The sequence below is a fragment of the Aidingimonas halophila genome, from assembly GCF_900106955.1.
In the GTDB taxonomy this organism is placed as follows: domain Bacteria; phylum Pseudomonadota; class Gammaproteobacteria; order Pseudomonadales; family Halomonadaceae; genus Aidingimonas; species Aidingimonas halophila.
In genome coordinates this window covers 37,786-61,721 of record NZ_FNNI01000011.1, presented here as the reverse complement: position 1 = coordinate 61,721, position 23,936 = coordinate 37,786, and the positions used below count along the sequence as shown (strand labels likewise).

The following is a 23,936-nucleotide window of genomic DNA, read 5'->3' as shown; positions in this document are numbered from 1 at the left end:
GCACTAGACTCCAGAAATAGAGGCAAAGGAGGCGCACATGGCCCGAATCCTGGTAGTGGATGATGAGCCGAACATCGTGTTGTCGCTGGAATTCTTGATGCAACAAGCCGGTTTCGAGGTGGCGACGGCCATGGATGGCGAAAGCGCCCTGGCAGATATCGCTCGAATGCCCCCGGACTTGATGCTCCTTGACATCAGTTTGCCCGGCATGAGTGGTTTCGATGTACTGGAACGACTTCGTGCCACACGGGAACACGCGACATTGCCGATCATCATGTTGACGGCCCATGGCCGCGAAGTGGAGCGCGAAAAGGGACTGGCATTGGGTGCCGACGATTACATCACCAAACCGTTCTCGACCCAGGCTCTTATAGAAAAAGTCCAAGCACTGCTCAGCAGGGGTGAGCCATGACGTATCGCCACTTGCCCAAGCACCAGCACCTGCTCGGCATCTGGTTGGCGCTCGGTGGATTGACGCTATTTGGCGGCATTTTCACCGCATTGTGGCTCGATGCCAGATTGTCCCCAACCGGCATTGCCCAGTTGCTGCTCTGGCTGGCCTGCCTGTCGACGAGCGTGACGATCTGTCTCTCCGGTCTCTTGCTATCCCGGCGCTTGATCACACCGCTTCGCCATCTACATGTTCTGCTGGCACGCTTGGCTGCCAATCCGGATGCTCGTGATGATTTCCCTCTCGAAGGATGGCTGCAGGGGCTGACACCGGATCTCGAACGCCTCCGAGAGGGGTGGCGCAATGACCGCCAACGACTGGAGACCGCTCACACGGATGGTGCCCGCAGTGCTGCCCGGATCCGTCGTGAACTCGAAGCACTACTACAAATCCTGGACATCCCGCTGTTGCTGTGTGACCAGCACCAGCGCCTGGTGTTATTCAACCACGCCGCCGAGACATTGTTTGAAGGATGTCACGGGCTGGGTCTGGGGAAGCGCCTGGATAACCTGCTTACCACGCGCAGCCTACATGATGCCCTTCAGACTCTGCCCGATGATGGCTCACCGCGTGAAGCCTATGTCCCCTTCGGCGAGCGATGGCTGCACTGTACTCTGCGACGTATATCGGCCACTCAGAGAGAGACACTCCTGATACTGCGTGATGCCACGGACAACTGGGCAAACGATATGACATACCGACGTCAACTCGGTGACCTGCTTCCCGATCTACGTCGTCATAGCGCCAGCCTGAGCAGTGCCGCCAGCGTCCTGATACATCAGGGGAAAAAATCATCGGAAGCCGATACACACTTTCATCGACGCCTCGACACGGTGATCGAAGAGGAGAGTCTCGCCCTCAACAAGCATCTCGAGCAATTGGGAGCATTGCTCGACGAAATGCGGCGTGAAGGGGATCGTCTGGTCCCCGTCTGGTCGAATGACCTTTTTCAGTCGCTCAATGCTCGGCTGTACTCCACGCCGATTCATCTCGTGCCCATCGGCATTCCCGCCTGGCTCAAGGCTGATGCTCCTGCCTTACTGGTGCTACTGGAAAGACTTCTGGAACGCCTCGCCACGCATTCCTGCCAGGCGACACTCGAAGCGGAAATCTGTCTGGGGAATCGGCGCATCTATCTCGACTTGATTTGGGTCGGCGATCCTGTACGTCAGCAGGAGTTATCCACCTGGTGCGGCATGCAGATCGAAACCCTGCCGCTATCACCGACGATTGGCGACCTGTTACGACATCATGATAGCGACCTCTGGAGTCTACCCGATGCGGACCGACATCATGCCCGGTTGCGGCTGCCATTACCCGCAGTGGAGAAGGTCGGAGCACCCGAGACACCACGACCGCCACGCCCCGAATTCCACGACTTCGGTATCGCCGAACTTCCGCCACCGGATACCGCCGTCATGCAGCGCCCCTTGAGAACTCTCGAGATCGTGGCTTTCGACACCGAAACCACCGGATTGGCGTTACGCCGCGGCGATACCATCATCAGTCTGGGCGCTTGCCGCATCGTCAACAACCGATTGCTGGCCGATGACACCTTCGACCAACGTATCGACCCGGGACGCTCCATTCCACCGGATAGCACGGCCATCCATGGATTGACGGATGACGATGTCGAAGGTGCTCCCCCTCTGAACATCGCGCTACCCCGGTTTCGGGATTACACCGGCGACGCTGTTCTGCTGGCACATAACGCGGCTTTCGACATGCTGGCGATCCATCCCCCCGGCCACAGTGTCGAGTTCGACATGCCCGTTATCGACACGTTGCTTATCTCACGCGCTTTGGATGAAGGATTGGATGGCCATGACCTGGATACGCTGGTTGCCCGGTTCGACCTGCCATCCCCTCCCGGCGCCCGACACACGGCACTGGGGGACGCCCGTCTGACCGCATCACTATGGCTTGCGTTGCTGCCGCGTCTGGAAGCGCGCGGCATTGTCACACTCGAAGAGCTCCTGACGCTCCAGGCCAGCGCTTTCGACAAGGAGGACGCCAGCGCATGAGTCCGGCAAAGCGCAAAGAGCGACTGGTCGCCCTGATCGGCCTGGCCATATTGCTATTCTCTCCCCCGCTGATATTGATCTTCGATCGCTACGCCCCCAGTGGCATTACGTCGTTGTCGTTTTATCTATTCGTCGCCTGGGGGCTTGTGATCGCTCTGACCGCCTGGTTGATGGAATACCCTTCACATGACGAGCAGCACGGGGACGATGGCCCATGAGGACCGACCCCATTGTCCTGGGTATCGCTTTCGGCTATCTCGCCCTGCTTTTCGTCATCGCCGCCTGGGGGGACCGACGCGCCGAACAGGGGCGATCCATCATCGGCTCTCCTACCGTTTATGCACTGTCCATTGCCGTATACTGCACCGCCTGGACCTTCTATGGGAGCGTCGGGCGAGCAGCCGAAGGCGGACCTAGCTTCCTGTTGATCTACCTCGGCCCGACGCTGGCGATGCTGACCAGTCCGTTCATCATTCGCAAGATGGTGCGTATCGCCCGCACGCAACGCATCACCTCGATCGCCGATTTCCTGAGTGCCCGCTATGGCAAAAGCGTGGAGGTCGGTGTTCTCGTGGCGATCATCGCGCTGATCGGAATCACGCCCTATATCGCATTGCAACTCAAGGCCATTACGCTCAGCCATGCCGTGCTCATGAATTACCCCCAAGCTCCCGAATTGCGCATGGCAGAGGAAAGTTTCTGGAACGACAAATCGTTCTGGGTCGCCCTTGTTCTCGCGGTTTTCATCATCCTGTTCGGCACCCGCCATCTCGACGCCAGCGAGCGCCATGAAGGCATGGTGGCGGCCATCGCCTTCGAATCACTCATCAAACTGGTGGCGTTCCTGTGCGTGGGACTCTTCACCGTCTTTGTGATCTTCAATGGCCCCGGCGACTTGCTGGCGACGGCTCGCCAGACAGATGACCTGACACGGCTACTCAGCCTGGACGCCGTGCCTGGCGGTGCCGTAGGTTGGGTCGGCACCCTGGTGATGGCGTTTCTTGCCTTTTTGACGCTACCCCGCCAATTTCAGATCCTGGTGGTCGAGAATGTCGACGAGACGCACCTCAAACGGGCTTCCTGGCTGTTCCCTCTTTATCTGTTCGCCATCAACATTTTCGTGATTCCGATAGCCCTGGCGGGGCTGCTGATCGCCGACGCCGGCCAGGACCCGGACAGTTTCGTACTGACACTGCCCCTCTCCGCCGGCCTGGAAGGACTCCCCTTACTGGTGTTCATCGGTGGGCTCTCGGCGGCGACCGGCATGGTCATCGTCGAAACCATCGCCATGTCGACGATGGTCAGCAACCAACTGATCATGCCACTGCTATTGCGCTCGAAACGCCTTCATCTCAACAATCGTCGCGACTTGTCCGGCTGGCTGTTGGGCATACGCCGCATCGCCATCGTGCTGATCCTACTGCTCGGCTACCTGTACCATGCACTGCTTGGCGATGCGTACAGCCTCGTCACCATTGGCCTGGTATCTTTCGCTGCCGCCGCTCAGTTCGCTCCCGCATTGCTGCTCGGCCTGTATTGGCGTGGCGCCACAAGGCAAGGTGCGATTGTCGGGCTCATCGCCGGTTTCACCCTGTGGTGTTATACATTGTTGATTCCTGGCTTTGCCCAGTCAGGCTGGCTGGATGCCGATTTTATCGAACGGGGACTGATGGGGCTGGAATGGCTTCGCCCCTATGCACTCTTTGGACTGGAAAACTGGGATATCTATAGCCACTCACTATTATGGAGTCTACTGGCCAATACCGGTCTCCTGATCGGGGTCTCGCTATTCAGCCAGTCCAGTCGGCTGGAGCAGACACAAGCGGCACTCTTCACCGAAGCCCAGCATTCCTCGTTGGTCTACCGCTCACTATGGCAGGGCCGAACGACCCAAGGCGAGCTGCGTACCTTACTCGGCCGCTATCTCGGTACCTCGGCCACGCAACGGATTCTCATGACAGACGAAGGCGACCATGGCAACGAGCATCCCGTCGCACCGGAAACCATTGCCCGCGCCGAACAAGCGTTGGCAGGAGCGCTGGGTAACGCCTCGGCTCGCGTATTGATTCATTCCGTCGTTCAGGGAGAGGCACTCGACCTGGAGGCGGTACTGCGCATTCTCGATACGACGTCTCAGACATTGGAGTACAACCGGCGTCTCGAACAGAAGTCTCGTGAATTGGCACGTATCGGTGAAGAACTGCGTAGCGCCAATGAGCGCTTGCGGGAACTGGATCGACTCAAGGATGAATTCGTTGCCATGGTCAGCCATGAATTGCGGACCCCACTGACATCGATTCGTGCCTTTGCTGAAATCCTGCGTGACAACCGGGAGCTACCGGACGATAAGCGGGAACATTTTCTCGATGTCGTCGTCTGGGAGAGTCAGCGCCTGTCACGATTGATCGAGGAAATTCTTGACCTGGCGCGTCTCGAGTCGGGTCGTCTCACACTCAATCCCCAACCCCTGGACCTGGTCACCCTGACGCAGCGGAGCATTGATACCCTGCAGCACGTTCAGAATGATCGTGGCGTCACCCTGACGGTCGATATTGCCACCGATTCTTCACCAGTGATAGGAGACCCCGACCGTCTAGAGCAGGTCATCATCAACCTGGTGGACAATGCCGGCAAATTCGCCGATGAGCAGTCCCCGCAAGTGCATTTGACGTTGACTCGCCATAAGGACCGTTTTCGCCTCAGCGTCGAGGACAATGGCATCGGTATCGCCCCCGAAGAACGGGAACGGGTGTTCGAGAAGTTCCACCAGATTCATCAGCCTGGCGCCAGTCACAGTCAGGCACAGGGAAGACCCCGAGGCAGTGGACTGGGCTTGCCGATAAGCCGGGGGATTGTCGCCCACCTGGGAGGGCGATTGTGGGTTGAGGATGCACCAACCCTGGGGGGAGCCTGTTTGGTGATGGAGCTTCCGGAAGCGCCCGCTCAGCCTCGTCAACATGAAGATGCCCGGTAGCAGAGCGAAGACATCACAGCCTGGTCGGCACTTGGCTGTGAGACTGTCATTGCCTGGCATGATGGATCAGACGACGGACCTGCTGGAGATCATGACGTAGCAGCAAGCGCTGTTCCTCTGTCAACTGGGACGTATCGACCCAACCATCGGCGGGACCTTTTGCCTTGAGACTAGTCATCTGGTTGTCCAGCAGGATGGCTTGCAGGCGGTCGAGAGCCGCGATGAAAGCCTGGGCACTGTCGGTATCAAGCACGTCGCCGACCACCAGTTCGTTCAATCGGTCCCGGGTATCGACCTGCCTGACACCGTGCCTCAGCGACAACAGACGAACCGCGCTCACCATCGGCATCACGCCTTGCCGCTTGAGATTGATCGCACGCTCATGAGGGGCATCCTTGCCATCACCCGTCAGGCGGCCGAAACGATCCAGCGCCACGGGGACTTCACCGAGCAATGCCGACATCTCGTCCAGACATAATGCCGACCTGCTCAGTCGGCTCACGAGATGATGCCGCAGGTGATCGGCAAGCGTGATATCTCCGTATATCGAGGTGAAATCCGTGAGGATGTTGAGTTGCTGTATTCGCTTGATCCGTCGCTCGGCACTCCAGATATCAAGCTGTTCACACCATTCACTCAGGCGCTTGCGCCACATTGGCCAGCGTGCCATCACATGGCCCTGACACAGCGGTATTCCCGCTTCATCCAGCCGTGCCGTAAAACGTGCCGCCAGCGCCTGGAAGTAACCATCGATTTCGATATGCCGAGCGTCGGGATAGTCCTCGACGATCATGGCATTGTCCTGGTCGGGCCCCAGTAGACTCTCATGACGCGCCACCGACCCCAGTACCAGCACACAGAAGCGAGCGGGCGGTTCTCCCCACCCCTTTACGCGTAGCTCATCGAGCGATTCATCGATGGCACACCGATACAGCCACTTGTCGTGATCGCTGATGAGTTGACAGATACGCCAGGAAGGGAGATCCAATCGCCATAGTGCATCAACCAGGATCGGCTGCCATTGCTTGGCATCCGATAACGACGGCGCAGGGCCCAGACGTGACAACGCATCGGCCAACGGGCTCAGCAACGCCGGCAACGAGTCAGGAGATGTCGGCACCGTGCCGGTAAACAGCTGACGCCAGGAGGAGGCGCGATGCAAAAACCGCATGGCGCTTCTCGCCCTGCATCAGGAAGATGATGACTCGAACATGTCATCGCCCAGATCATCGATGAAGCGCTGTGCCTTGCTGACCATCAACTCCTCACACGCTTCACGTCCAGGCACGACATCCGAGCGTTCGAAACGATGTTCGAGGAGCTCGCCCCCCTCGACCGGTTTACGAATCCAGCCGCTCACTCGGTACTGACCGCCGACATCCTGGGGGTCGGCAACGATGAGATAGCCGTTGTACTCCACCGGCTCCGCTTCAGCGGAGGCACTCTCGTCTCCTCCGAACCATCCGGCCAACAGTTTCTTCAACATGCGACCACCCCTCCCCGCTGGTCTTCAGCTAGCATTTCTGCCCTTGGATGCGGCAATACGCAACCGCAAGGCATTGAGCTTGATGAAACCTTCGGCATCCTTCTGATCATAAGCGCCGGCATCATCCTCGAATGTGGCGATCGATTCGTCGAACAGCGACTGCTCCGATTTACGGCCGACCACCGTCGCACTGCCCTTGTAAAGTTTCATGCGCACGACGCCGGAGACATGGGACTGAGTCTCATCGATGGCTGCCTGCAGGGCTCGGCGCTCGGGACTCCACCAATACCCGTTGTAAATCACCTCCGCATACTTGGGCATCAATTCATCCTTGAGGTGTGCCGCCTCGCGATCCAGCGTCAACGACTCGATAGCGCGATGCGCGCGCAGCATGATGGTCCCCCCCGGGGTTTCATAGCAGCCACGCGACTTCATGCCTACGTAACGATTCTCGACGATGTCGAGACGACCGATGCCGTTATCTCCCCCTAGCTTATTGAGCTTGCTCAACACGTCGTGAGGCTTGAGGCGCTCACCGTCGATGGCCACGATGTCGCCCTGCTCAAAGGTCAGCTCGATATAGGTCGGCGTGTCCGGCGCCGTTTCAGGAGACACGCTCCAACGCCACATGTCTTCCTCGGCTTCGAGCCAAGGATCTTCGAGGATGCCCCCCTCATACGAGATGTGCAGCAGATTGGCATCCATGGAGTAAGGTGACTTCTTCTTGTTGGCAGCGAAATCGACAGGGATGTCGTGTTTTTCACAGTAAGCCATCAGCTTCTCACGGGATGTCAGGTCCCACTCGCGCCAAGGAGCGATGACCTTGACACCGGGCTTGAGGGCATAGGCGCCCAGTTCGAACCGAACCTGATCATTGCCCTTGCCTGTTGCACCATGAGCGATAGCATCGGCACCGGTTTCATTGGCGATATCGATCAACCGCTTGGTGATCAGAGGCCTGGCAATGGAAGTTCCGAGCAGATATTCCCCTTCATAGACCGTATTGGCCCGGAACATCGGATAGACATAGTCGCGCACGAACTCTTCGCGAAGATCCTCGATATAGATCTCCTCGACGCCAAGTGCCTGAGCCTTCGCACGTGCCGGTTCGACTTCCTCACCCTGGCCGATGTCCGCGGTAAAGGTCACCACTTCGCAATCATAGGTTTCCTGCAACCACTTGACGATCACGGACGTGTCCAGGCCGCCGGAATAGGCGAGCACGACCTTCTTGACATCGGACATACTGGGCTCCTGTAACAATGAGAGAATCCCATGATTATAGCGTTGTTACGCTTTCGAGAATACCGCCACCACGCGACGTTTGAGGTGCAAAACTGCTAGACTGGCGCGCAGTCCATGGGACGCCGGCGATTACCAAGGCCGACATCGACCAAGCGCCCCCGTGTGACAAGGTCTGGAATGTTCGGGAAGGGAGAAATGGATGAGCGAGGCACACGCCCGCGAGCTGATGGCGCAACGTTTTCGCAGTTTTTTACCGGTGGTGGTGGATATCGAAACCGGCGGCTTTGATCCCCAGCGTGATGCGATTCTGGAAATCGCTGCCGTCACGCTATGTATGGACCCGGAAGGCAATCTGATGCCCGAAGCCACCTACGCCTTCCATATCGAACCTTTCGACAATGCCAACGTCGAGCAATCGGCTCTGGATTTCACGGGTATCAGGCTGGACGACCCGCTACGCAAACGGGTTGCGCTATCGGAACAGGAAGCGCTGGGAGAAATATTCCGACCCGTGCGCAAAGCCATCAAGGGCAACCAATGCACCCGAGCCATTCTGGTGGGTCACAACGCTGCTTTCGACCACGGCTTCCTCAACGCCGCAGTCAACCGCTGCAACATCAAGCGTAACCCCTTTCATCCGTTTTCCAGCTTCGATACCGCCACCCTGGCAGGGCTGGTTTATGGCCAGACGGTACTGGCCAAGGCCTGCCGGGCCGCCGGTATCGAATTCGATAATACCGAAGCGCATTCGGCACGTTACGATACCGAACGCACGGCCGAGCTGTTTTGTACCATCGTCAACCGGTTCAAGGATCTAGGTGGCTGGAACCTGGCCCAGCGCGAACAGGGCATGGAGGAAGACTGACCGGGCCCGTGTCCGGCTGGTGTCAGAGATTCACGAATCGCGCTGCTCTTCTCCGGCATTGGCGCGCGCAGCAGCATCCTTGATCAAGGTTTCCAGCTCACCGTTCTGGTACATCTCCACCACGATATCGCAGCCTCCGACGAGTTCACCCTCGACCCAGAGTTGCGGGAAGGTCGGCCAGTTCCCTACTTTGGGGAGTTCGGCACGAATATCCGGATTGTCCAGCACATTGACGAAGGCGAAGCGCTCACCACAGGCCATCAGCGCCTGCACGGTCTGGGCGGAAAAGCCACATTGCGGCAATTGTGGGGTTCCCTTCATATAGATGAGAATAGGATTCTCGCGAATCTGCTGCTCGATTTTCTCGACGGTCTCACTCATGACCAGCCTCCACAATGGTTTCAATGACCGATTCAGAACCCGACAAATACCCGAGTTCTGCGGTCGAGTAATGGGTGTAGGAACATTCTACTGGTGCGGGCTTGCTTAAAACACCCCCGACATTTCTCGGCATGCTGCGCATTGGCACGAGAGCATTTGCGCGCCCCTGGGCTTCTGGCTAAGATGGAGGTTTTTCTCTGCGGAGCGATGCCATGGCAACCCGCCATTTTCTGACGTTGCTGGATCTGTCGCCTGAGGAACTGGGCTACCTCATCCAGAGAGCCATCACCATCAAGAATGGGTTGAAGACTCATGGGCCGACCTATACCCCACTGAACAACCGCACCCTCGCGATGTTCTTCGAGAAATCATCAACGCGTACGCGTGTCTCGTTCGAAACCGCCATGGCGCAATTTGGTGGTCACGCGTTATTCCTGTCGCCTCGAGACACGCAACTCGGACGCGGCGAACCGATCGGGGACACGGCCCGCGTTCTTTCGGAAATGGTCGACGTTGTGATGATTCGTACGTTCTCCCACGAGAATCTGAGCGAATTTGCCAGCGCCAGTTCGGTTCCGGTCATCAATGCCTTGACTGACGACTACCACCCCTGCCAGTTGCTGGCTGACATCATGACCTGGACCGAGCGGCAAGGTCATGTCCGCGGCAAAACGGCAACCTGGATCGGCGACGGCAACAACATGTGCCACTCGTGGATCAATGCCGCCCGTCAATTCGCTTTCCAACTGCGCGTCTGTTGTCCGGAAGGCTACGATCCCGACCCGGCGGTCGTGGCTGCGGCGGGGGATCGTGTTTCCATCGTCCGCGATCCCCAACAGGCTGTCGATGGTGCCGACCTCGTTACCACCGATGTCTGGGCCTCCATGGGACAGGAAGAGGAGCAAGCCAGACGCGAAGCTGACTTCACCGGTTTCCAGGTGACCGAACGCTTACTCGACAAAGCAGCCAATGACGTGATCTTCCTGCATTGCCTGCCGGCCCATCGTGGCGAAGAAATCAGCACCACGCTGCTCGACGATCCACGCGCCGTGGTCTGGCAGGAAGCCGGAAATCGTCTGCATGCACAGAAAGCGCTGCTGGAATTCCTGCTACTGGGCCGCATCGACAACTGAACGACACACCCGAGCGCAACGTCATGCGTTGCCGCAACGAAAACGCCGCCGTGCAAATGCATCGGCGGCGTTTCTCATGACATTCGATGTGGTGGAGCCTAGCGGGCTCGAACCGCTGACCTCAACACTGCCAGTGTTGCGCTCTCCCAGCTGAGCTAAGGCCCCACATAGGACGTTTGCGTACGACCATGGAACGCCGCGAATGATAGGCAAACGGCCAAACGACGTCAACTCTCGGCCTGCAATCGCCATGCGATATATTGGCTGTCTGGATAGACAGCCCATTCAAAGCTAATATAGTGGCTCTCCTTGACCATGGATGGTCGTGTCTGGCACATCCGGCCACAGCGTAATGGGTGTTCTTTTGATAAAGGTTCTAGTCGCAGACGATCATCATATAGTACGGGCCAGTATTGCCCGACTGCTGGATGCGGAAGAGGGAATCACCGTTGTCGGCGAAGCTGTCGATGGCGAAGGGGCGATTGCATTGGCACGTCAAATGCACCCAGACATCGTGCTGATGGATATCCGTATGCCCGGAATTGGCGGACTCGAGGCGACCCGAAAAATCGCCAGCGGCATCGCCAATGTTCAAGTCCTGGTACTCACGGCCTTTCTCGATGACACGTTCGCACAGCGTTTGCTGGATGCCGGCGCCAGTGGTTTTATCAGCAAAGGGGCCGAGCCCGCAGACATGGTGCTGGCAATCCGTACCGTCTTCGCCGGTCAACGCTATATCAGCCCTGATATCGCCCAACGATTGGTCCTTGCCCGCATCGACTCCGAAGACAACCCTTTCGACAACCTGTCCCACCGGGAGTTACAGGTCGCCATAATGATCGTCAATTGCCAACGTGTCAGCGAGATTTCCGACAGCCTGTTCCTGAGCCCCAAGACGGTGAACACCTATCGTTACCGAATTTTCGAGAAACTCGGTGTGACATCCGATGTCGAATTGACGCATCTTGGACTTCGCTATGGCCTGGTCGATGGCTATCGCAGCGAGACATGATCTTCCATGACCTCCGGCCTGGAAAGGCTCACCATCGTGCCGGACGCCTGTTATGCTGGATGATCAAGTCGCACTCAGCACAGTGATATTCGCTTCCGAATGAACTTCGACGCCAAGCAATTCCTTCGTACCGTCAGCTCTGCACCTGGCGTTTATCGCATGCTCGATGACCAGGGCAACACGCTGTATATCGGCAAGGCCAAACGGCTGAAGCCGAGGTTGGCGAGTTATTTTCGCGGCAACCTCAATGCCAAGACGCAAGCGCTTGTCTCCCGGATTGCAGATATTCAGACCACGGTAACCCGCAGCGAAACGGAAGCATTGCTGCTGGAGCAGTCGCTAATCAAGGAGTTGCGGCCGCCATATAATATCCTGTTGCGCGATGACAAATCCTACCCCTTTGTCTTCGTCAGTGACCGCCACCCCTACCCGGCACTGGAGTACAAGCGCGCGCGCAGCCGGCGTGATGATGGGCGCTACCTAGGCCCCTATCCCAGCAGCACGGCGGTACGCGAGAGCCTGTCGCTGATGCAGAAAATCTTCAAGACACGCAACTGTGAAGACAGCGTTTTCGACAACCGCTCACGCCCCTGCCTGCAGTACCAGATCAATCGTTGCAGCGCGCCCTGCGTCGGATACATCAGCGAGGACGATTACCGTCGCGATGTCGAGCACGCCATAATGTGCCTGCAAGGCAAGAGCGAACAGGTGACGGATGACCTGACCCGTGCCATGGAGACCGCCAGCAAAGCGCTTGATTTCGAGGAGGCCGCTCGTCTACGCGACCAGATACAGCAATTGCGCCAGCTCCAGTCTCGCCAGTTCGTGGATACCGACGGTGGTGACGCCGATGTCTTTGCGCTTGCCGAACGGCCTGGCGCACTCAGTATTTCTGTATTGACCGTGCGTCAGGGCCGCATGCTGGGGGCCCGGCATCACCGCCCCGAAAATGGCCTGGACCTGGACTCCGCCGCTCTGCTGGGAGAGTTCGTCAGTCAATACTACCTTGGCCAACAACGGGAACTGCCGGGCGAGGTAATCACCTCTCATCCGCTGCCCGATGGCACCTTGCTCCAGGGCGCCTTGTCGGAACGCGCCGGCAAACGTATTCGCCTGGCGAGTGAAGTCCGCGGTCACCGTGCACAATGGTTGCAAATGGCCCAGATCAATGCCGAACAACAACTTGCCAGCCAGCTCGCCGACCAATCCCAGATGGAAAAACGGTTCGAAACACTCAGGGAGGCTCTGGCACTCGAGCGCCCACTTCAGCGACTCGAATGTTTCGATATCAGCCATAGCCATGGTGAAGCCACAGTGGCTTCCTGCGTAGTCTTCGGGACTCAAGGCCCCATCAAGGAAGACTATCGCCGTTATAATATCGACGGAGTCGCGGCGGGAGACGACTATGCAGCCATGAAACAAGCACTGACCCGCCGTTTCAAACGCATGGTCAACGGTGAAGGAAAGCGTCCGGACATACTGCTCGTCGACGGCGGTAAAGGACAACTGAACATGGCTCGTGACGTGTTCGCGGAGCTCGGCATCAGCGATGTCGGGCTCGTCGGTGTGGCCAAGGGCATAACGCGCAAGCCCGGCCTGGAGACACTGTTCATCGAGACTGTCGACAGTACCCTCGACCTCGATGGCACCTCCGCCGCTCTGCACCTGATCCAGCACATCCGTGACGAGGCCCACCGCTTTGCGATCAGCGGCCACCGCGCCAAACGTGACAAGCGTCGACGTACGTCGACGCTTCAGGATATTCCTGGCGTAGGCCCCAAACGGCGTCGCGAACTGCTGCGCTTTTTTGGTGGCCTGCAGGGCGTCAGGAAAGCCAGCCGTGATGAACTGGCTCGTGTGCCAGGTATCAGCGCCAGCCTGGCAACCACCATTCATCAAGCGCTACATGGATGATTTCGCCCAAGGGAGATAGAATAATGGCTTTCGTTCATCAGCAAGGATTCGCGAGCGTTTCATGAATATTCCCAACATCCTGACACTGGCACGTATCGCGTTCATTCCTTTGTTGGTCGTTGTATTTTACCTTCCCTTCAGCTGGAGCCTTCCCCTGTCGGCCCTGTTATTCGGCCTGGCGTCCGCCACCGACTGGCTCGATGGCTATCTAGCACGACGCTGGGACCAGAGCACCTCATTTGGCGCCTTTCTGGACCCGGTGGCTGACAAACTCATGGTCGCGGTGGCCCTCGCCTTGCTGATCGAACGCTATGACGCCGCCTGGTTGACGCTTCCCGCACTAGTGATCATCGGCCGGGAAATCGTGATCTCGGCGTTGCGCGAATGGATGGCGGAGATGGGCAAACGTGCCAGCGTTGCCGTCTCATGGATCGGCAAGTTCAAGACGACGATGCAAATGATCGCACTGCTGATTCTGCTCGGCTTTGCCCCCGGCACGCTTCCCGCCATGCTGGGCGTGGTCGTACTCTATACCGCCGCGCTGTTGACGTTATGGTCGATGATTCAGTATTTACGAGCTGCCTGGCCACACTTGAGCCGTTCCATGTAGCGTTTCCGACACATTTTCCTAACTCCTTGAGCACCATGACATTGACAGGAACAGCCGTACCCGTATAATGCGCCATCGAGTCAGCGGGAATAGCTCAGTGGTAGAGCATCGCCTTGCCAAGGCGAGGGTCGCGAGTTCGAATCTCGTTTCCCGCTCCATGATGCATCACATCGGGATGTCACGACTCAACGAGGCTGGATGGCAGAGTGGTTATGCAGCGGACTGCAACTCCGTGTACGCCGGTTCGATTCCGACTCCAGCCTCCATCTTTATCCCCTACCCCGCACGTTTCCCCTGCTTGGCGACACCGCCGGAATGGAGAAATAGGCAGCAGCCCGGATGGCGAAATTGGTAGACGCAAGGGACTTAAAATCCCTCGGAGATTGCTCTCCGTGCCGGTTCAAGTCCGGCTCCGGGCACCACAACCAGCTGCCAGCGACATCGCTCCCTCCTCGGTAAGGCATTGACCCATGAAACACCCCGACCCCTCGCTCTTGATCGTTGGTGGTGGTGCTGCCGGGCTTGCACTGGCACTCGAACTTGCCGACAGACGGCCGATTACTCTGCTGCGCCCCTCCAGCGACGATCATGGAGCCAGCCGTTGGGCACAAGGCGGTATAGCCGCCGTGCTATCGCCGGATGACGATATCGAAGCGCACATACGCGACACGCTCGCCGCCGGAGATGGATTATGTGAAGCAGCCGCCGTACGCCATACCGTCACCCATGGCCGTGCTGCCATAGAGTGGTTGCTGGGTCTGGGAATGCCTTTCACTCGCGACCCGGATCCTCGCTCCCGTTACCCCTATCACCTGACTCGCGAAGGTGGCCATGGTGCCAGGCGCGTCATCCATGCCGCTGATGCGACAGGTCGCGTGTTAATCGAAACCCTCCTCGACCATGTCAGGCGGCATCCCCATATCCGTTTGCGAGACGACCTGACGGCTATCGAATTGCTCGGCTCTCGCGAGACCGGCTGCCTGGGCGCACGCTGTCTGGACCCTCAGGGACAGCTTCATGAACTGCCAGCCAGTGATACGGTTCTCGCCACAGGGGGCGCGAGCGGGCTCTATCAGCATACGACCAGCCCGCATCCCGCCTGTGGCGAAGGCATGATCATGGCAGCTGAACTCGGTGCCGAACTCCGCAACCTGGAATTCCAGCAATTTCACCCGACCTGTCTCTACGACCCGGAAGGTTCTCCCTTTCTCATCAGCGAGGCATTGCGTGGTGAAGGCGGTTATCTGCGCAATATCAAGGGACATCGGTTCATGCCCGATATCGATCCTCGAGCGGAACTGGCCCCTCGCGACATCGTCGCCCGTGCCATTGACGCAGAAATGCAGCGCGATCAGTGCCGTCACGTCTGGCTCGATATGACGCACCTCCCCCGGCAAGTCGTGTCACAGCAGTTTCCAACGATTTACTCGCACTGCGTCGAACGCGGTCTTGATATCACTCGCGATCCGATTCCCGTCGTGCCGGCTGCCCATTACAGTTGCGGCGGCATTGCCACCGACCTCACCGGGTTCACCGGCGTACCGCACTTGTACGCGATCGGGGAGGTCGCCCACACCGGCCTGCATGGAGCCAACCGTATGGCGAGCAATTCATTGCTCGAGTGTCTGGTATTCGCGCATGCGGTCGCGGATGTTCTCAAGCGTACCGAGCCGGTACCCTCCGACACCACAACGACAAGCGCCCCAGCGGGATCTGCATCAAATATCTGCATTGACCCGACACATGTCAAAGCCTTGATGGCACACCTGCGTTCGGTGATGAGCCGTTACGTCGGTATCGTTCGCAACGATAACGATCTGAACGAAGCAGCCAGACAGATCGAGGCAATCCGTGAGCAATCTCGCCAGATGCAATCACACTACAGGCCGGATCCGGCACTGTCTCAATTGAATCATGCCGCACGCCTGGCTACCTTGACTGTTGCAGCGGCTCAAGCCCGCCGGGAATCACGGGGGCTCCATTACAATCGTGACTGTCCGTCACATGCATCAGGGATTCCCCGGCCCTCGCGACAATACCTGAACTCGGATTGAACATCACGGCATTGCCATACGCCGTGAATTCACTGATGCGACTGCATGACCCAATAACGCCGTAGCTGACGCAAGACATCGGCATCGGCGCTATCCGGCCATATCCAGGCAGTGCGTCCATCGATTCGCAACCCCAACAACCCGGCCCCCAGGTAGTGGCAGTGAACCTGCACCCGTCGCCAAGGCATCGTCTCCGCGTCACGGAACTGCCATTCATCATCACCCAACGCCTCGGGTGACCAACGTAACTGCCATGCCGATCGCTGGCGCAACAGCCGATACCCGCTGGCCAGCATGGACAGCGTCGCGGTGACGACAAACCACCAGGGCGCGTATTGCACTGATAATCCCACCGGTAACACCATGATACCGGCGTGAACAAGCAGCGACAGCCTAGAGGGTACGATACTGATCGTTGCCGGTGGTTTCGGCATAGTCGACAATCATTTTAACGATACGTCTTAGCGACGAGTCGTCAGGCCATTGACGCCTCATCAGCCAGGCAAACAGATGCTGATCCTCCTGTTTGATCAACTCGCGAAACGCCTGCTGGTCTGCAATCTCCAGACAGTCATAACGATGTTCGAGAAAGGGGATCAACAACAAGTCGAGCTCCCACATGCCACGGCGGGAATGCCAATATAGCCGTTTGCGCTCGACGTTCTCATCAGGTGCCGAACCGTTCACACACACCTCGCTTGTTACCTGGCGGAAAGAGATGATCAGTATACCGATAGGCCGCTCGGTCGTACCAGCACCCGGCCCACTCCGAAAATCGGGTTTTCTTGCTTCGGGACCATACCTAGTCCGTTGTTTTATCTCAATTTACACAGTATGCTGAGAGTGGAACGATTTGCTGAGACAAAAAACAACGATGTCGGGATGCAGGTGGTCCCGACCGGCATGACTGCATGGAGAAAGCCGATGACCAAATCCGAGTTGATTGAGCAGATCGCAATGCGGCAGCCTGAACTGTCGATCAAGGAAGTCGAAGCCGCCGTACGTATCGTCCTCGAGGACATTACCGATGCGCTGGCCGATGGCGGTCGTGTGGAAATTCGGGGTTTTGGAAGTTTTTCACTTCACTACCGGGAACCCAGAACCGGACGCAATCCCAAGACGGGAGACCCCGTCGAGCTTAATGGCAAATATGTGCCTCACTTCAAGCCAGGCAAGGAACTGCGCGAACAAGTGAATGCCAGTCGGGCACTGGGTTACTGAGTGGCCAGAGTCGATATCGGGATGTAGGCTCACTGATACCTCTCGATATCGATACCGCTCGTTTCGGGGAGATCGATAAAGGAAACCACCATGCGTTGGCTGAAAAGCGTGATTCTTGCGGTCATATTGTTGGCGGTATTGCTGTTCGGCATCCTGTTCGCCGTCAACAACCGTGAAGCCGTACCGCTCAATCTCATCTGGATCGAACTACCGCCCGCCTCGCTGTCGGTTTGGCTACTGGCCTCACTGGCTTGTGGCGTCGTGCTTGGCATGGTGGCAATGAGTGGCGTCTACCTCCGGTTGCGCACTCTGTTGACCCGTGCACAACGGCATAATCAGCAGCAGCGCAAGGAAATCGACCGGCTGCGCATGCAGGAGCTCAAGGAACTACCCTAGATGCCCGATCTTCTGCTGCTGGCCCTGTTGTTGGCAGCGGTCGCCATCGGCTGGTGGCTTGGCCGCCGTGACAGGAAGCAACGCTCGCCTGCGAGGCAGCAGCCGGCTCTGTCGCGCGATTACTTCGTGGGCCTGAACTATCTGCTCAATGAGCAAACCGACCAGGCCATCGAGACCTTCGTCGCCGCCTTGGAAGTCAACAGCGACACCATAGAAACGCATGTCGCGCTGGGCAACCTGTTTCGATCCCGGGGCGAAGCAGACCGTGCCGTCAAGGTTCATCAGAACCTGCTGGCCCGACCGACACTGAGCGTGACGCAGAGTCATACGGTCCAGCTCGAGCTGTCACGCGACTTCCTGCATCTCGGCCTGCTGGATCGTGCCGAACGCTTGCTGCAGACCCTGATACGCGAGGCATCCAGCGATTCAACACGTCACTCGGCAAAAAAACTGCTGGTCGACCTCTATGAACGGGAGCGTGACTGGCAATCCGCTCTCGATGTTGCCCAACCCACCTTGATCCGACAGCATGATGACATCCGCCGGGCCGCCGCCCACTGGCTTTGTGAGCTGGCACAGCAGAACATGCAATCGGCCAGTCCATCGCTGGCACGCAAGCGATTGCGTCAGGCGTTGTCCATCGACGACCGATGCGTCCGAGCCAACTGGCTGCTCGCCAAGCTCGAACACGATACCGGCCAGTACAAAGCGGAGATTCGCTATTTGAAGCGCATTCCCGAACAGGACAACGATTTCACTCCCATCATCCTGGAGCCCCTTCGTGACGCGTATCACCTGCTTGAAGACATCAGTGGGCTGGAGCTTTCGCTCAGGCAAGTGATCGAACGCGGCGCCTTCACGACAGCCATCATCCTGCTAGCGGAAACGCTACAGCGACGCGAAGGCAACAAGGCAGCCGAAGACTTCATCCGTGACCAGCTCTCCAGAACGCCCAGTCTGCGCGGTATCGACTATCTCCTGGGGTTGTATCGGTACGATATCGATGGCCTCGAACGGGAACGAATCGAGCTATTGAAACGCCATACCCGGGAACTGATTGAAGCCACCCCCCGCTACCGCTGTTCGCGATGCGGGTTTTCAGGGAGCCATCTCCACTGGCAATGCCCCCGTTGCCGAAGCTGGGGAATGACGAAACCGGTCACCGGTATCGAAGGCGAATAGATCACCGCGTCTCCAGTTCCGCCTCGATTGCGGCCAATGCCGCCATGGGATCCTCAGCCTGAGTCACCGGACGCCCTACAACCAGATAGGAACTACCCGATGCCATGGCATCTCTCGGCGTCTCGACTCGGCGCTGATCGCCATGGGCGACGGAGGCTGGACGAATGCCGGGCGTCACCTTGAGAAAGTCATCACCGCACAGGGACTTCAGCCGTGATGCTTCTCGTGCCGAGCACACCACGCCATGCAGACCACTTTCCTGTGTCAGCCGAGCCAAACGCTCGACATGGGCAGCCGGCGACTCATCGATCCCGATAGCCCCCAACTCCGACTCGTCCATGCTGGTCAATACGGTAACGGCAATCAGATATGTCGAAAGGCGTTCACGCTCGAGCCGTTCACGCGCCGCCTCCATCATGCGCCGTCCTCCCGAGGCGTGGAGATTGACCATCCAGACGCCCTGCTCGGCGGCCGCCTGAACCGCACCGGCAACGGTATTGGGAATATCGTGGAACTTGAGATCCAGAAATACCTCGAATCCCCGGCCGTGGAGCGCCTCGAGCACCGCCGGCCCACTGCGGGTGAACAACTCTTTGCCGACCTTGACACGACATCGGTTCGGGTCGAGTTGATCGGCCATGCAAAGTGCGGCATGCAGCGATGGATAATCGAGCGCAATGATCAGGGGGGATGAGGGCGACATGGCAAACGGACTCCAGCAGTGAAACTTGCGGCAGTGACCTGAGCATTGTACCAGCGATGGCGATTGCCGTTAGCCCATGGCGATGGTCGAACTGACAAGCTGTAAGCCAGGACCTCGCAAAACTGTCGTCAAAAGCTTACATGAAATTTTAGCGATATCTTATCTATCCAGGAGTTATTTCCCTATAGAGTGGTGGAGCGGTATCCAGCAAACATATCGCACGAAAGGCTGCCACTCTCGGACAAGACGGCAGCATCATCAACCGTAGAGGAAGGACCCCATGAAGAACGTTTTCACTACCTTGACCTTCGCCTTGACACTGGGTCTGACATCCCTGGCTTTCGCCCAGGACAAGATCAACGTCAATACCGCTGATGCGGAAACACTAGCGGAACTACCCGGTATCGGCATCGTCAAGGCGGAAGCCATTGTCGAGGATCGGGAAGAGAATGGCGATTTCAGCGATGCCAGTGACATCACCCGGGTGAAAGGCATCGGCGATGCGACCGTCGACGACTTGAGCGACCAGGTCGAATTCTGACCCTTATGACTCTCCGGGCCGGGCTATGTCCTGGCCTGGCGCATCTACAATCGCAACCCTCCATCGCATTCAATGACACGCCCGGTGAAATAATCATTGTCGAAGATGAATTCTACACTCTCGGCAATATCACCCGACTGTCCCAATGCACCCAATGGAATACTGCGAGTCAGTTTTTCCAGCATGTCTTGCCGCATCGAGGCCGTCATCTCGGTTTCAATGAATCCCGGTGCCACCGCCCCCACACGAATGCCGTATCTCGCCAGCTCCTTGGCCCAGGTCACTGTCAATGCCGCCACCCCCGCCTTGGATGCCGCATAGTTGCTCTGCCCCATGTTGCCCGCTCGGGAAATACTGGAAATATTGACGATCACCCCCGACTGGCCGGCTTCGACCATCTGGCTTGCCGCCTCGCGGGTACACAGAAAAGTCCCGGTTAGATTGACATCGATCACCTGCTGCCACTGCGAGAGCGACATTGTTTTCTCGACATGACCGTTACTGGCTTTGACCAATAGGCCATCTCGGGTGATACCAGCGTTATTCACCAGTCCTGAAAGCGGTCCCAACTCTCTAGCGATATCACCGAATGCTTGTATGACCGACGCCTCATCAGCAATATCCGCCATGAAGGAGCGCGCTTCAATATCCTCGTCAAGCAAGGCATTGACAGCCTGATCCAACGCTTCCCGTTCCCGGTCCAGCAACGCCAGACGAGCACCACGATGCCCGAGTTGCTTGGCCATGGCGTATCCCAGCCCACGCGCGCCGCCGGTGATGGCTATGACTGCACCTGCCAGTTCCATGTTAGAGTCTCCCGATCCTGTCGTACCTGAGTATTGTGCACCGCAACACATATAACATAGCATGCTTACGGTTCGCCGCACACACCACTAAGGCAGTATGCCAGCTCCTGGTGCCATGACTTGAAATCGCGAGGATGACCTCCATTTACTCACGAGACCGCCAACCTGGAGTCTCTATGCCCATTTTGCTGTTTTTCACCCTGTTCGCCCTGCTCGACTTTGTCATCTTGTTTACTGTCGGCAGCGAAATCGGTCTGCTGACTACCCTGCTGCTTGTACTGGGCACCGGCTTTCTGGGGCTACATCTGGTGCGGCGCGAAGGCGTTGCCACGCTGACGCGCGCTCAACAACGCTTTGCCAACGGAGAGCTTCCTTCGGATGAACTATTGACGGGTGCCGCACTGATTTTCGGTGGTGCCCTGTTAATGGCTCCCGGCTTCATCTCCGATGCGTTGGGATTCATGTGCCTGATTCCGACATCCCGCCGCTTACTGGGAAAATGGCTGAGCCGGGCCAATATACGAGTCAAAGGGTTTACGTTTCGCACAGGGTCGATGCACGGCCAACACGAACGGCACGATTTCGATTCGTCACATTGGGAAGCGAAGCAAACCGATCATTCCGATCATGATACCGACCCCCTTGAAGGCGAGTTCATTGATCGCCATGACAGGCATCGGTAAACAAATTTTTTTTCATGCAATCCCTTGAAAGATTGCAACCAGCCCCCACTCATGGGCTAGCAACGTGATTCGGCCGATCAGCCTGTCTGGTCGGCCATCAACAAGGAAGGCTCAAGCCTTCTTTCCGGAAGTCGGGCTTCCGGAAATCGTATGGCCCCGTTGTGGCTTTTGTCATGGCACATCAACTCATTAGGAGAACGAGAGCAATGAATATCCGTCCCTTGCACGATCGCGTCGTCGTCCGTCGCGTCGAGGAAGAGCAGAAAACCGCAGGCGGCATCGTGCTCCCGGGCAATGCCCAGGAAAAGCCGACACGTGGCGAAATCCTCGCCGTCGGTAACGGCCGGATTCTCGATAACGGCGAAGTTCGCCCCCTTGACGTCAAGGTAGGCGACACCGTCATTTTCAAGGAAGGCTTCGGCGTCGAAAAGCAGAAGATCGATGGCGAAGAAGTCCTGATCATGAGTGAGTCCGACATTCTCGCCGTCGTCGAAGGCTGAAGAAGTCTCCAACATTTCAAGACATTACCGACATTTCGTTTAACAACTGCGCTAGGAAGAAGCGAAAATGACAGCGAAACAAGTCAAGTTCTCCGATGATGCCCGCAAGCGCATGGTTCGCGGCGTCGACCTACTCGCCAACGCGGTGAAGGCGACTCTCGGCCCGAAAGGCCGTAACGTCGTACTGGAAAAATCCTTTGGTGCACCGACCGTCACCAAGGATGGCGTTTCCGTGGCCAAGGAGATCGAACTCAAGGACAAGTTCGAAAACATGGGCGCCCAGATGGTCAAGGAAGTGGCCTCTCGCACATCCGACGATGCGGGTGACGGGACCACCACTGCCACCGTGCTGGCTCAAGCCATCATCGCCGAAGGGATGAAAGGTGTCACTGCCGGCATGAATCCGATGGATCTCAAGCGCGGCATCGATAAGGCGGTCACCGCTGCCGTCGCACAGATCCGTGAATTGTCGGTCCCCTGCACCGAGCCCAAGTCCATCGCCCAAGTCGGCACCATCTCTGCCAACGGCGATGCCAACATCGGTGAAATCATTGCCGATGCCATGCAGAAAGTGGGCAAGGAAGGCGTCATCACTGTCGATGAAGGCCGTGGTCTGGAAGACGAACTGGAAGTCGTCGAAGGCATGCAGTTCGATCGTGGCTACCTCTCACCCTACTTCGTGACCAACCAGGAAACCATGCAGGTCGAGCTGGAAGACCCGTATATCCTGTTGGTTGACAAGAAGATTTCCAACATCCGCGAACTGCTGCCGACGCTGGAAGCCGTTGCCAAGGCCGGCAAGCCGCTCGCCATCATCGCCGAAGACATCGAAGGCGAAGCGCTGGCAACATTGGTGGTCAACACCATGCGTGGCATCGTCAAAGTCGCGGCCGCCAAGGCACCCGGCTTCGGTGATCGTCGCAAGGCCATGCTGCAGGACATCGCGATCCTGACCAATGCCACCGTGATCTCCGAGGAAGTCGGCCTGACCCTCGAGCAAGCGACTCTCGACCACCTCGGAAATGCCAAGCGCATCACCATGTCCAAGGAGAACACCACGGTCATCGATGGTGCCGGTGCCGAGGCCGACATCGAAGCACGTGTCAGCCAGATCCGCGCCCAGATCGAGGAAACCTCCTCGGATTACGATCGTGAGAAGCTTCAGGAGCGCGTCGCCAAGTTGGCCGGCGGTGTTGCCGTCATCCGCGTCGGCGCCGCGACTGAAGTCGAAATGAAAGAAAAGAAAGCCCGCGTCGAGGACGCCCTGCACTCCACCCGTGCAGCGGTCGAAGAAGGCGTTGTACCGGGTGGCGGTACCGCTCTGGTCCGAGTCATGAGCAAAGTCACTGGTTTGAAAGGTGATAACGAAGACCAGAACCATGGTATCGCCATTGCGCTGCGTGCCATGGAATCTCCGCTGCGCCAGATCGTCGACAACGCCGGCGAAGAGGCCTCCGTCGTTATCAACCGTATTAAAGATGGTGAAGGTAACTTCGGTTATAACGCCCAGACCGGCGAATATGGCGACCTCTTCGAGATGGGCGTCATCGATCCGGCCAAGGTGACCCGTAGTGCCCTGCAGGCAGCTGGCTCCGTGGCAGGCCTGATGATCACCACTGAAGCCATGATCGCCGAAGACCCGGATGAGAAGGAAGCTGCCGGTGGCGGCGCTCCGGACATGGGCGGAATGGGAGGCATGGGCGGCATGATGTAAGCCCCCACTCCCTTCAGGACTCACCTGCAAAACGAAGCCCG

Annotated in this window: 25 protein-coding genes and 4 tRNA genes; 20 read left to right on the top strand and 9 right to left on the bottom strand. The window is 57.9% G+C overall.

Annotated elements, in window-relative coordinates:
- Positions 1 to 37: 37 nt before the first annotated feature.
- From BLW01_RS17485 to BLW01_RS17470, 4 genes are read left to right on the top strand one after another with little or no spacing between them, the layout of a single operon-like run.
- A complete protein-coding gene (locus BLW01_RS17485) occupies positions 38 to 412 on the top strand; it encodes a response regulator transcription factor (protein WP_092572171.1) in 375 nt (124 codons plus the stop codon).
- Positions 409 to 2,475: a 3'-5' exonuclease gene (locus tag BLW01_RS17480; RefSeq protein WP_092572169.1), complete on the top strand. Its 2,067-nt coding sequence runs from the start codon at positions 409 to 411 to the stop codon at positions 2,473 to 2,475. Before BLW01_RS17485 ends, BLW01_RS17480 begins: the two co-directional genes overlap by 4 nt.
- The gene (locus BLW01_RS17475; protein WP_092572167.1) at positions 2,472 to 2,693 is read left to right on the top strand and encodes a hypothetical protein; all 222 of its coding nucleotides are present in this window, start codon (positions 2,472 to 2,474) and stop codon (positions 2,691 to 2,693) included. Before BLW01_RS17480 ends, BLW01_RS17475 begins: the two co-directional genes overlap by 4 nt.
- On the top strand, positions 2,690 to 5,449 hold the full coding sequence (locus BLW01_RS17470) for a sensor histidine kinase (protein ID WP_092572165.1): 2,760 nt from the start codon (positions 2,690 to 2,692) through the stop codon (positions 5,447 to 5,449). The genes BLW01_RS17475 and BLW01_RS17470 overlap by 4 nt, the downstream gene beginning before the upstream one ends.
- Before the next feature lie 46 nt (positions 5,450 to 5,495).
- Here BLW01_RS17470 and BLW01_RS17465 read toward each other — a convergent pair whose 3' ends face one another.
- Genes BLW01_RS17465 through BLW01_RS17455 form a run of 3 tightly spaced genes read right to left on the bottom strand, consistent with a single transcriptional unit; the run spans position 5,496 to position 8,180 of the window.
- Entirely contained in the window at positions 5,496 to 6,620 is a 1,125-nt protein-coding gene (locus BLW01_RS17465) for a DUF294 nucleotidyltransferase-like domain-containing protein (protein ID WP_092572163.1), read from the bottom strand.
- 18 nt (positions 6,621 to 6,638) lie between these two features.
- A complete protein-coding gene (locus BLW01_RS17460) occupies positions 6,639 to 6,935 on the bottom strand; it encodes an HlyU family transcriptional regulator (RefSeq protein ID WP_092572161.1) in 297 nt (98 codons plus the stop codon).
- A gap of 24 nt (positions 6,936 to 6,959) precedes the next feature.
- Positions 6,960 to 8,180 carry an argininosuccinate synthase gene (locus BLW01_RS17455; RefSeq protein WP_092572159.1) on the bottom strand — a complete coding sequence of 407 codons (1,221 nt, stop codon included), beginning with the start codon at positions 8,178 to 8,180 and terminating at the stop codon, positions 6,960 to 6,962.
- 199 nt (positions 8,181 to 8,379) lie between these two features.
- On the opposite strand from BLW01_RS17455, the gene rnt reads away from it, so the two are divergent.
- The gene (gene rnt, locus BLW01_RS17450; RefSeq protein WP_092572157.1) at positions 8,380 to 9,045 is read left to right on the top strand and encodes a ribonuclease T; all 666 of its coding nucleotides are present in this window, start codon (positions 8,380 to 8,382) and stop codon (positions 9,043 to 9,045) included.
- A 30-nt stretch (positions 9,046 to 9,075) separates the two neighbouring features.
- On the opposite strand, the gene grxD is transcribed toward rnt, so the two are convergent.
- Positions 9,076 to 9,426: a Grx4 family monothiol glutaredoxin gene (gene grxD / locus BLW01_RS17445; RefSeq protein WP_092572155.1), complete on the bottom strand. Its 351-nt coding sequence runs from the start codon at positions 9,424 to 9,426 to the stop codon at positions 9,076 to 9,078.
- A 212-nt stretch (positions 9,427 to 9,638) separates the two neighbouring features.
- On the opposite strand from grxD, the gene argF reads away from it, so the two are divergent.
- A complete protein-coding gene (gene argF, locus BLW01_RS17440; RefSeq protein WP_092572153.1) occupies positions 9,639 to 10,559 on the top strand; it encodes an ornithine carbamoyltransferase in 921 nt (306 codons plus the stop codon).
- Positions 10,560 to 10,648: 89 nt separating this feature from the next.
- Here argF and BLW01_RS17435 read toward each other — a convergent pair.
- Positions 10,649 to 10,724, bottom strand: a tRNA-Ala gene (locus BLW01_RS17435).
- A 199-nt stretch (positions 10,725 to 10,923) separates the two neighbouring features.
- Between BLW01_RS17435 and uvrY the strand changes: the two genes are divergently transcribed.
- The 7 genes from uvrY (at position 10,924) to nadB (ending at position 16,149) form a co-directional block, all read left to right on the top strand.
- Positions 10,924 to 11,571 carry a UvrY/SirA/GacA family response regulator transcription factor gene (gene uvrY / locus BLW01_RS17430; RefSeq protein ID WP_092572221.1) on the top strand — a complete coding sequence of 216 codons (648 nt, stop codon included), beginning with the start codon at positions 10,924 to 10,926 and terminating at the stop codon, positions 11,569 to 11,571.
- A gap of 99 nt (positions 11,572 to 11,670) precedes the next feature.
- On the top strand, positions 11,671 to 13,485 hold the full coding sequence (gene uvrC / locus BLW01_RS17425) for an excinuclease ABC subunit UvrC (RefSeq protein WP_092572150.1): 1,815 nt from the start codon (positions 11,671 to 11,673) through the stop codon (positions 13,483 to 13,485).
- Between the two features lie 61 nt (positions 13,486 to 13,546).
- Positions 13,547 to 14,095 (top strand): CDP-diacylglycerol--glycerol-3-phosphate 3-phosphatidyltransferase, encoded by a 549-nt coding sequence (gene pgsA / locus BLW01_RS17420; RefSeq protein ID WP_092572148.1) that lies wholly within the window; start codon positions 13,547 to 13,549, stop codon positions 14,093 to 14,095.
- Between the two features lie 83 nt (positions 14,096 to 14,178).
- Positions 14,179 to 14,253 (top strand) — tRNA-Gly (locus tag BLW01_RS17415).
- 34 nt (positions 14,254 to 14,287) lie between these two features.
- Positions 14,288 to 14,361, top strand: a tRNA-Cys gene (locus BLW01_RS17410).
- 67 nt (positions 14,362 to 14,428) lie between these two features.
- Positions 14,429 to 14,517 (top strand) — tRNA-Leu (locus BLW01_RS17405).
- 48 nt (positions 14,518 to 14,565) lie between these two features.
- The gene (gene nadB / locus BLW01_RS17400; RefSeq protein WP_092572146.1) at positions 14,566 to 16,149 is read left to right on the top strand and encodes an L-aspartate oxidase; all 1,584 of its coding nucleotides are present in this window, start codon (positions 14,566 to 14,568) and stop codon (positions 16,147 to 16,149) included.
- Between the two features lie 29 nt (positions 16,150 to 16,178).
- Here the strand turns inward: nadB and BLW01_RS17395 are convergent, their stop codons facing one another.
- Both BLW01_RS17395 and BLW01_RS17390 read right to left on the bottom strand, forming a co-directional pair.
- On the bottom strand, positions 16,179 to 16,583 hold the full coding sequence (locus BLW01_RS17395) for a hypothetical protein (RefSeq protein ID WP_139243952.1): 405 nt from the start codon (positions 16,581 to 16,583) through the stop codon (positions 16,179 to 16,181).
- Positions 16,543 to 16,836, bottom strand: coding sequence for an FAD assembly factor SdhE (locus BLW01_RS17390; protein WP_268244671.1), 294 nt, complete (start codon positions 16,834 to 16,836; stop codon positions 16,543 to 16,545). The genes BLW01_RS17395 and BLW01_RS17390 overlap by 41 nt, the downstream gene beginning before the upstream one ends.
- A gap of 237 nt (positions 16,837 to 17,073) precedes the next feature.
- On the opposite strand from BLW01_RS17390, the gene BLW01_RS17385 reads away from it, so the two are divergent.
- From BLW01_RS17385 to lapB, 3 genes are all read left to right on the top strand, one after another.
- Positions 17,074 to 17,370 (top strand): integration host factor subunit beta, encoded by a 297-nt coding sequence (locus BLW01_RS17385; RefSeq protein ID WP_092572142.1) that lies wholly within the window; start codon positions 17,074 to 17,076, stop codon positions 17,368 to 17,370.
- A 90-nt stretch (positions 17,371 to 17,460) separates the two neighbouring features.
- Positions 17,461 to 17,766: a LapA family protein gene (locus BLW01_RS17380; RefSeq protein WP_092572140.1), complete on the top strand. Its 306-nt coding sequence runs from the start codon at positions 17,461 to 17,463 to the stop codon at positions 17,764 to 17,766.
- Entirely contained in the window at positions 17,767 to 18,948 is a 1,182-nt protein-coding gene (lapB, locus tag BLW01_RS17375) for a lipopolysaccharide assembly protein LapB (protein ID WP_092572138.1), read from the top strand.
- A gap of 1 nt (position 18,949) precedes the next feature.
- Here lapB and pyrF read toward each other — a convergent pair whose 3' ends face one another.
- Complete coding sequence (pyrF, locus tag BLW01_RS17370; RefSeq protein ID WP_092572136.1) at positions 18,950 to 19,651, bottom strand: orotidine-5'-phosphate decarboxylase; 702 nt, start codon at positions 19,649 to 19,651, stop codon at positions 18,950 to 18,952.
- Positions 19,652 to 19,931: 280 nt separating this feature from the next.
- Between pyrF and BLW01_RS17365 the strand changes: the two genes are divergently transcribed.
- The gene (locus BLW01_RS17365) at positions 19,932 to 20,192 is read left to right on the top strand and encodes a ComEA family DNA-binding protein (RefSeq protein WP_092572134.1); all 261 of its coding nucleotides are present in this window, start codon (positions 19,932 to 19,934) and stop codon (positions 20,190 to 20,192) included.
- Between the two features lie 44 nt (positions 20,193 to 20,236).
- Here BLW01_RS17365 and BLW01_RS17360 read toward each other — a convergent pair whose 3' ends face one another.
- Positions 20,237 to 20,998: an SDR family oxidoreductase gene (locus BLW01_RS17360; RefSeq protein WP_092572132.1), complete on the bottom strand. Its 762-nt coding sequence runs from the start codon at positions 20,996 to 20,998 to the stop codon at positions 20,237 to 20,239.
- Positions 20,999 to 21,174: 176 nt separating this feature from the next.
- Here BLW01_RS17360 and BLW01_RS17355 point away from each other — a divergent pair, with 176 nt between their 5' ends.
- The 3 genes from BLW01_RS17355 to groL all read left to right on the top strand — a co-directional run bounded on the left by BLW01_RS17355 (position 21,175) and on the right by groL (position 23,895).
- Positions 21,175 to 21,681 carry an FxsA family protein gene (locus BLW01_RS17355; RefSeq protein WP_092572130.1) on the top strand — a complete coding sequence of 169 codons (507 nt, stop codon included), beginning with the start codon at positions 21,175 to 21,177 and terminating at the stop codon, positions 21,679 to 21,681.
- A 206-nt stretch (positions 21,682 to 21,887) separates the two neighbouring features.
- On the top strand, positions 21,888 to 22,181 hold the full coding sequence (locus tag BLW01_RS17350) for a co-chaperone GroES (protein ID WP_019018228.1): 294 nt from the start codon (positions 21,888 to 21,890) through the stop codon (positions 22,179 to 22,181).
- A 67-nt stretch (positions 22,182 to 22,248) separates the two neighbouring features.
- Complete coding sequence (gene groL / locus BLW01_RS17345) at positions 22,249 to 23,895, top strand: chaperonin GroEL (protein WP_092572128.1); 1,647 nt, start codon at positions 22,249 to 22,251, stop codon at positions 23,893 to 23,895.
- Positions 23,896 to 23,936 lie beyond the last annotated feature (41 nt).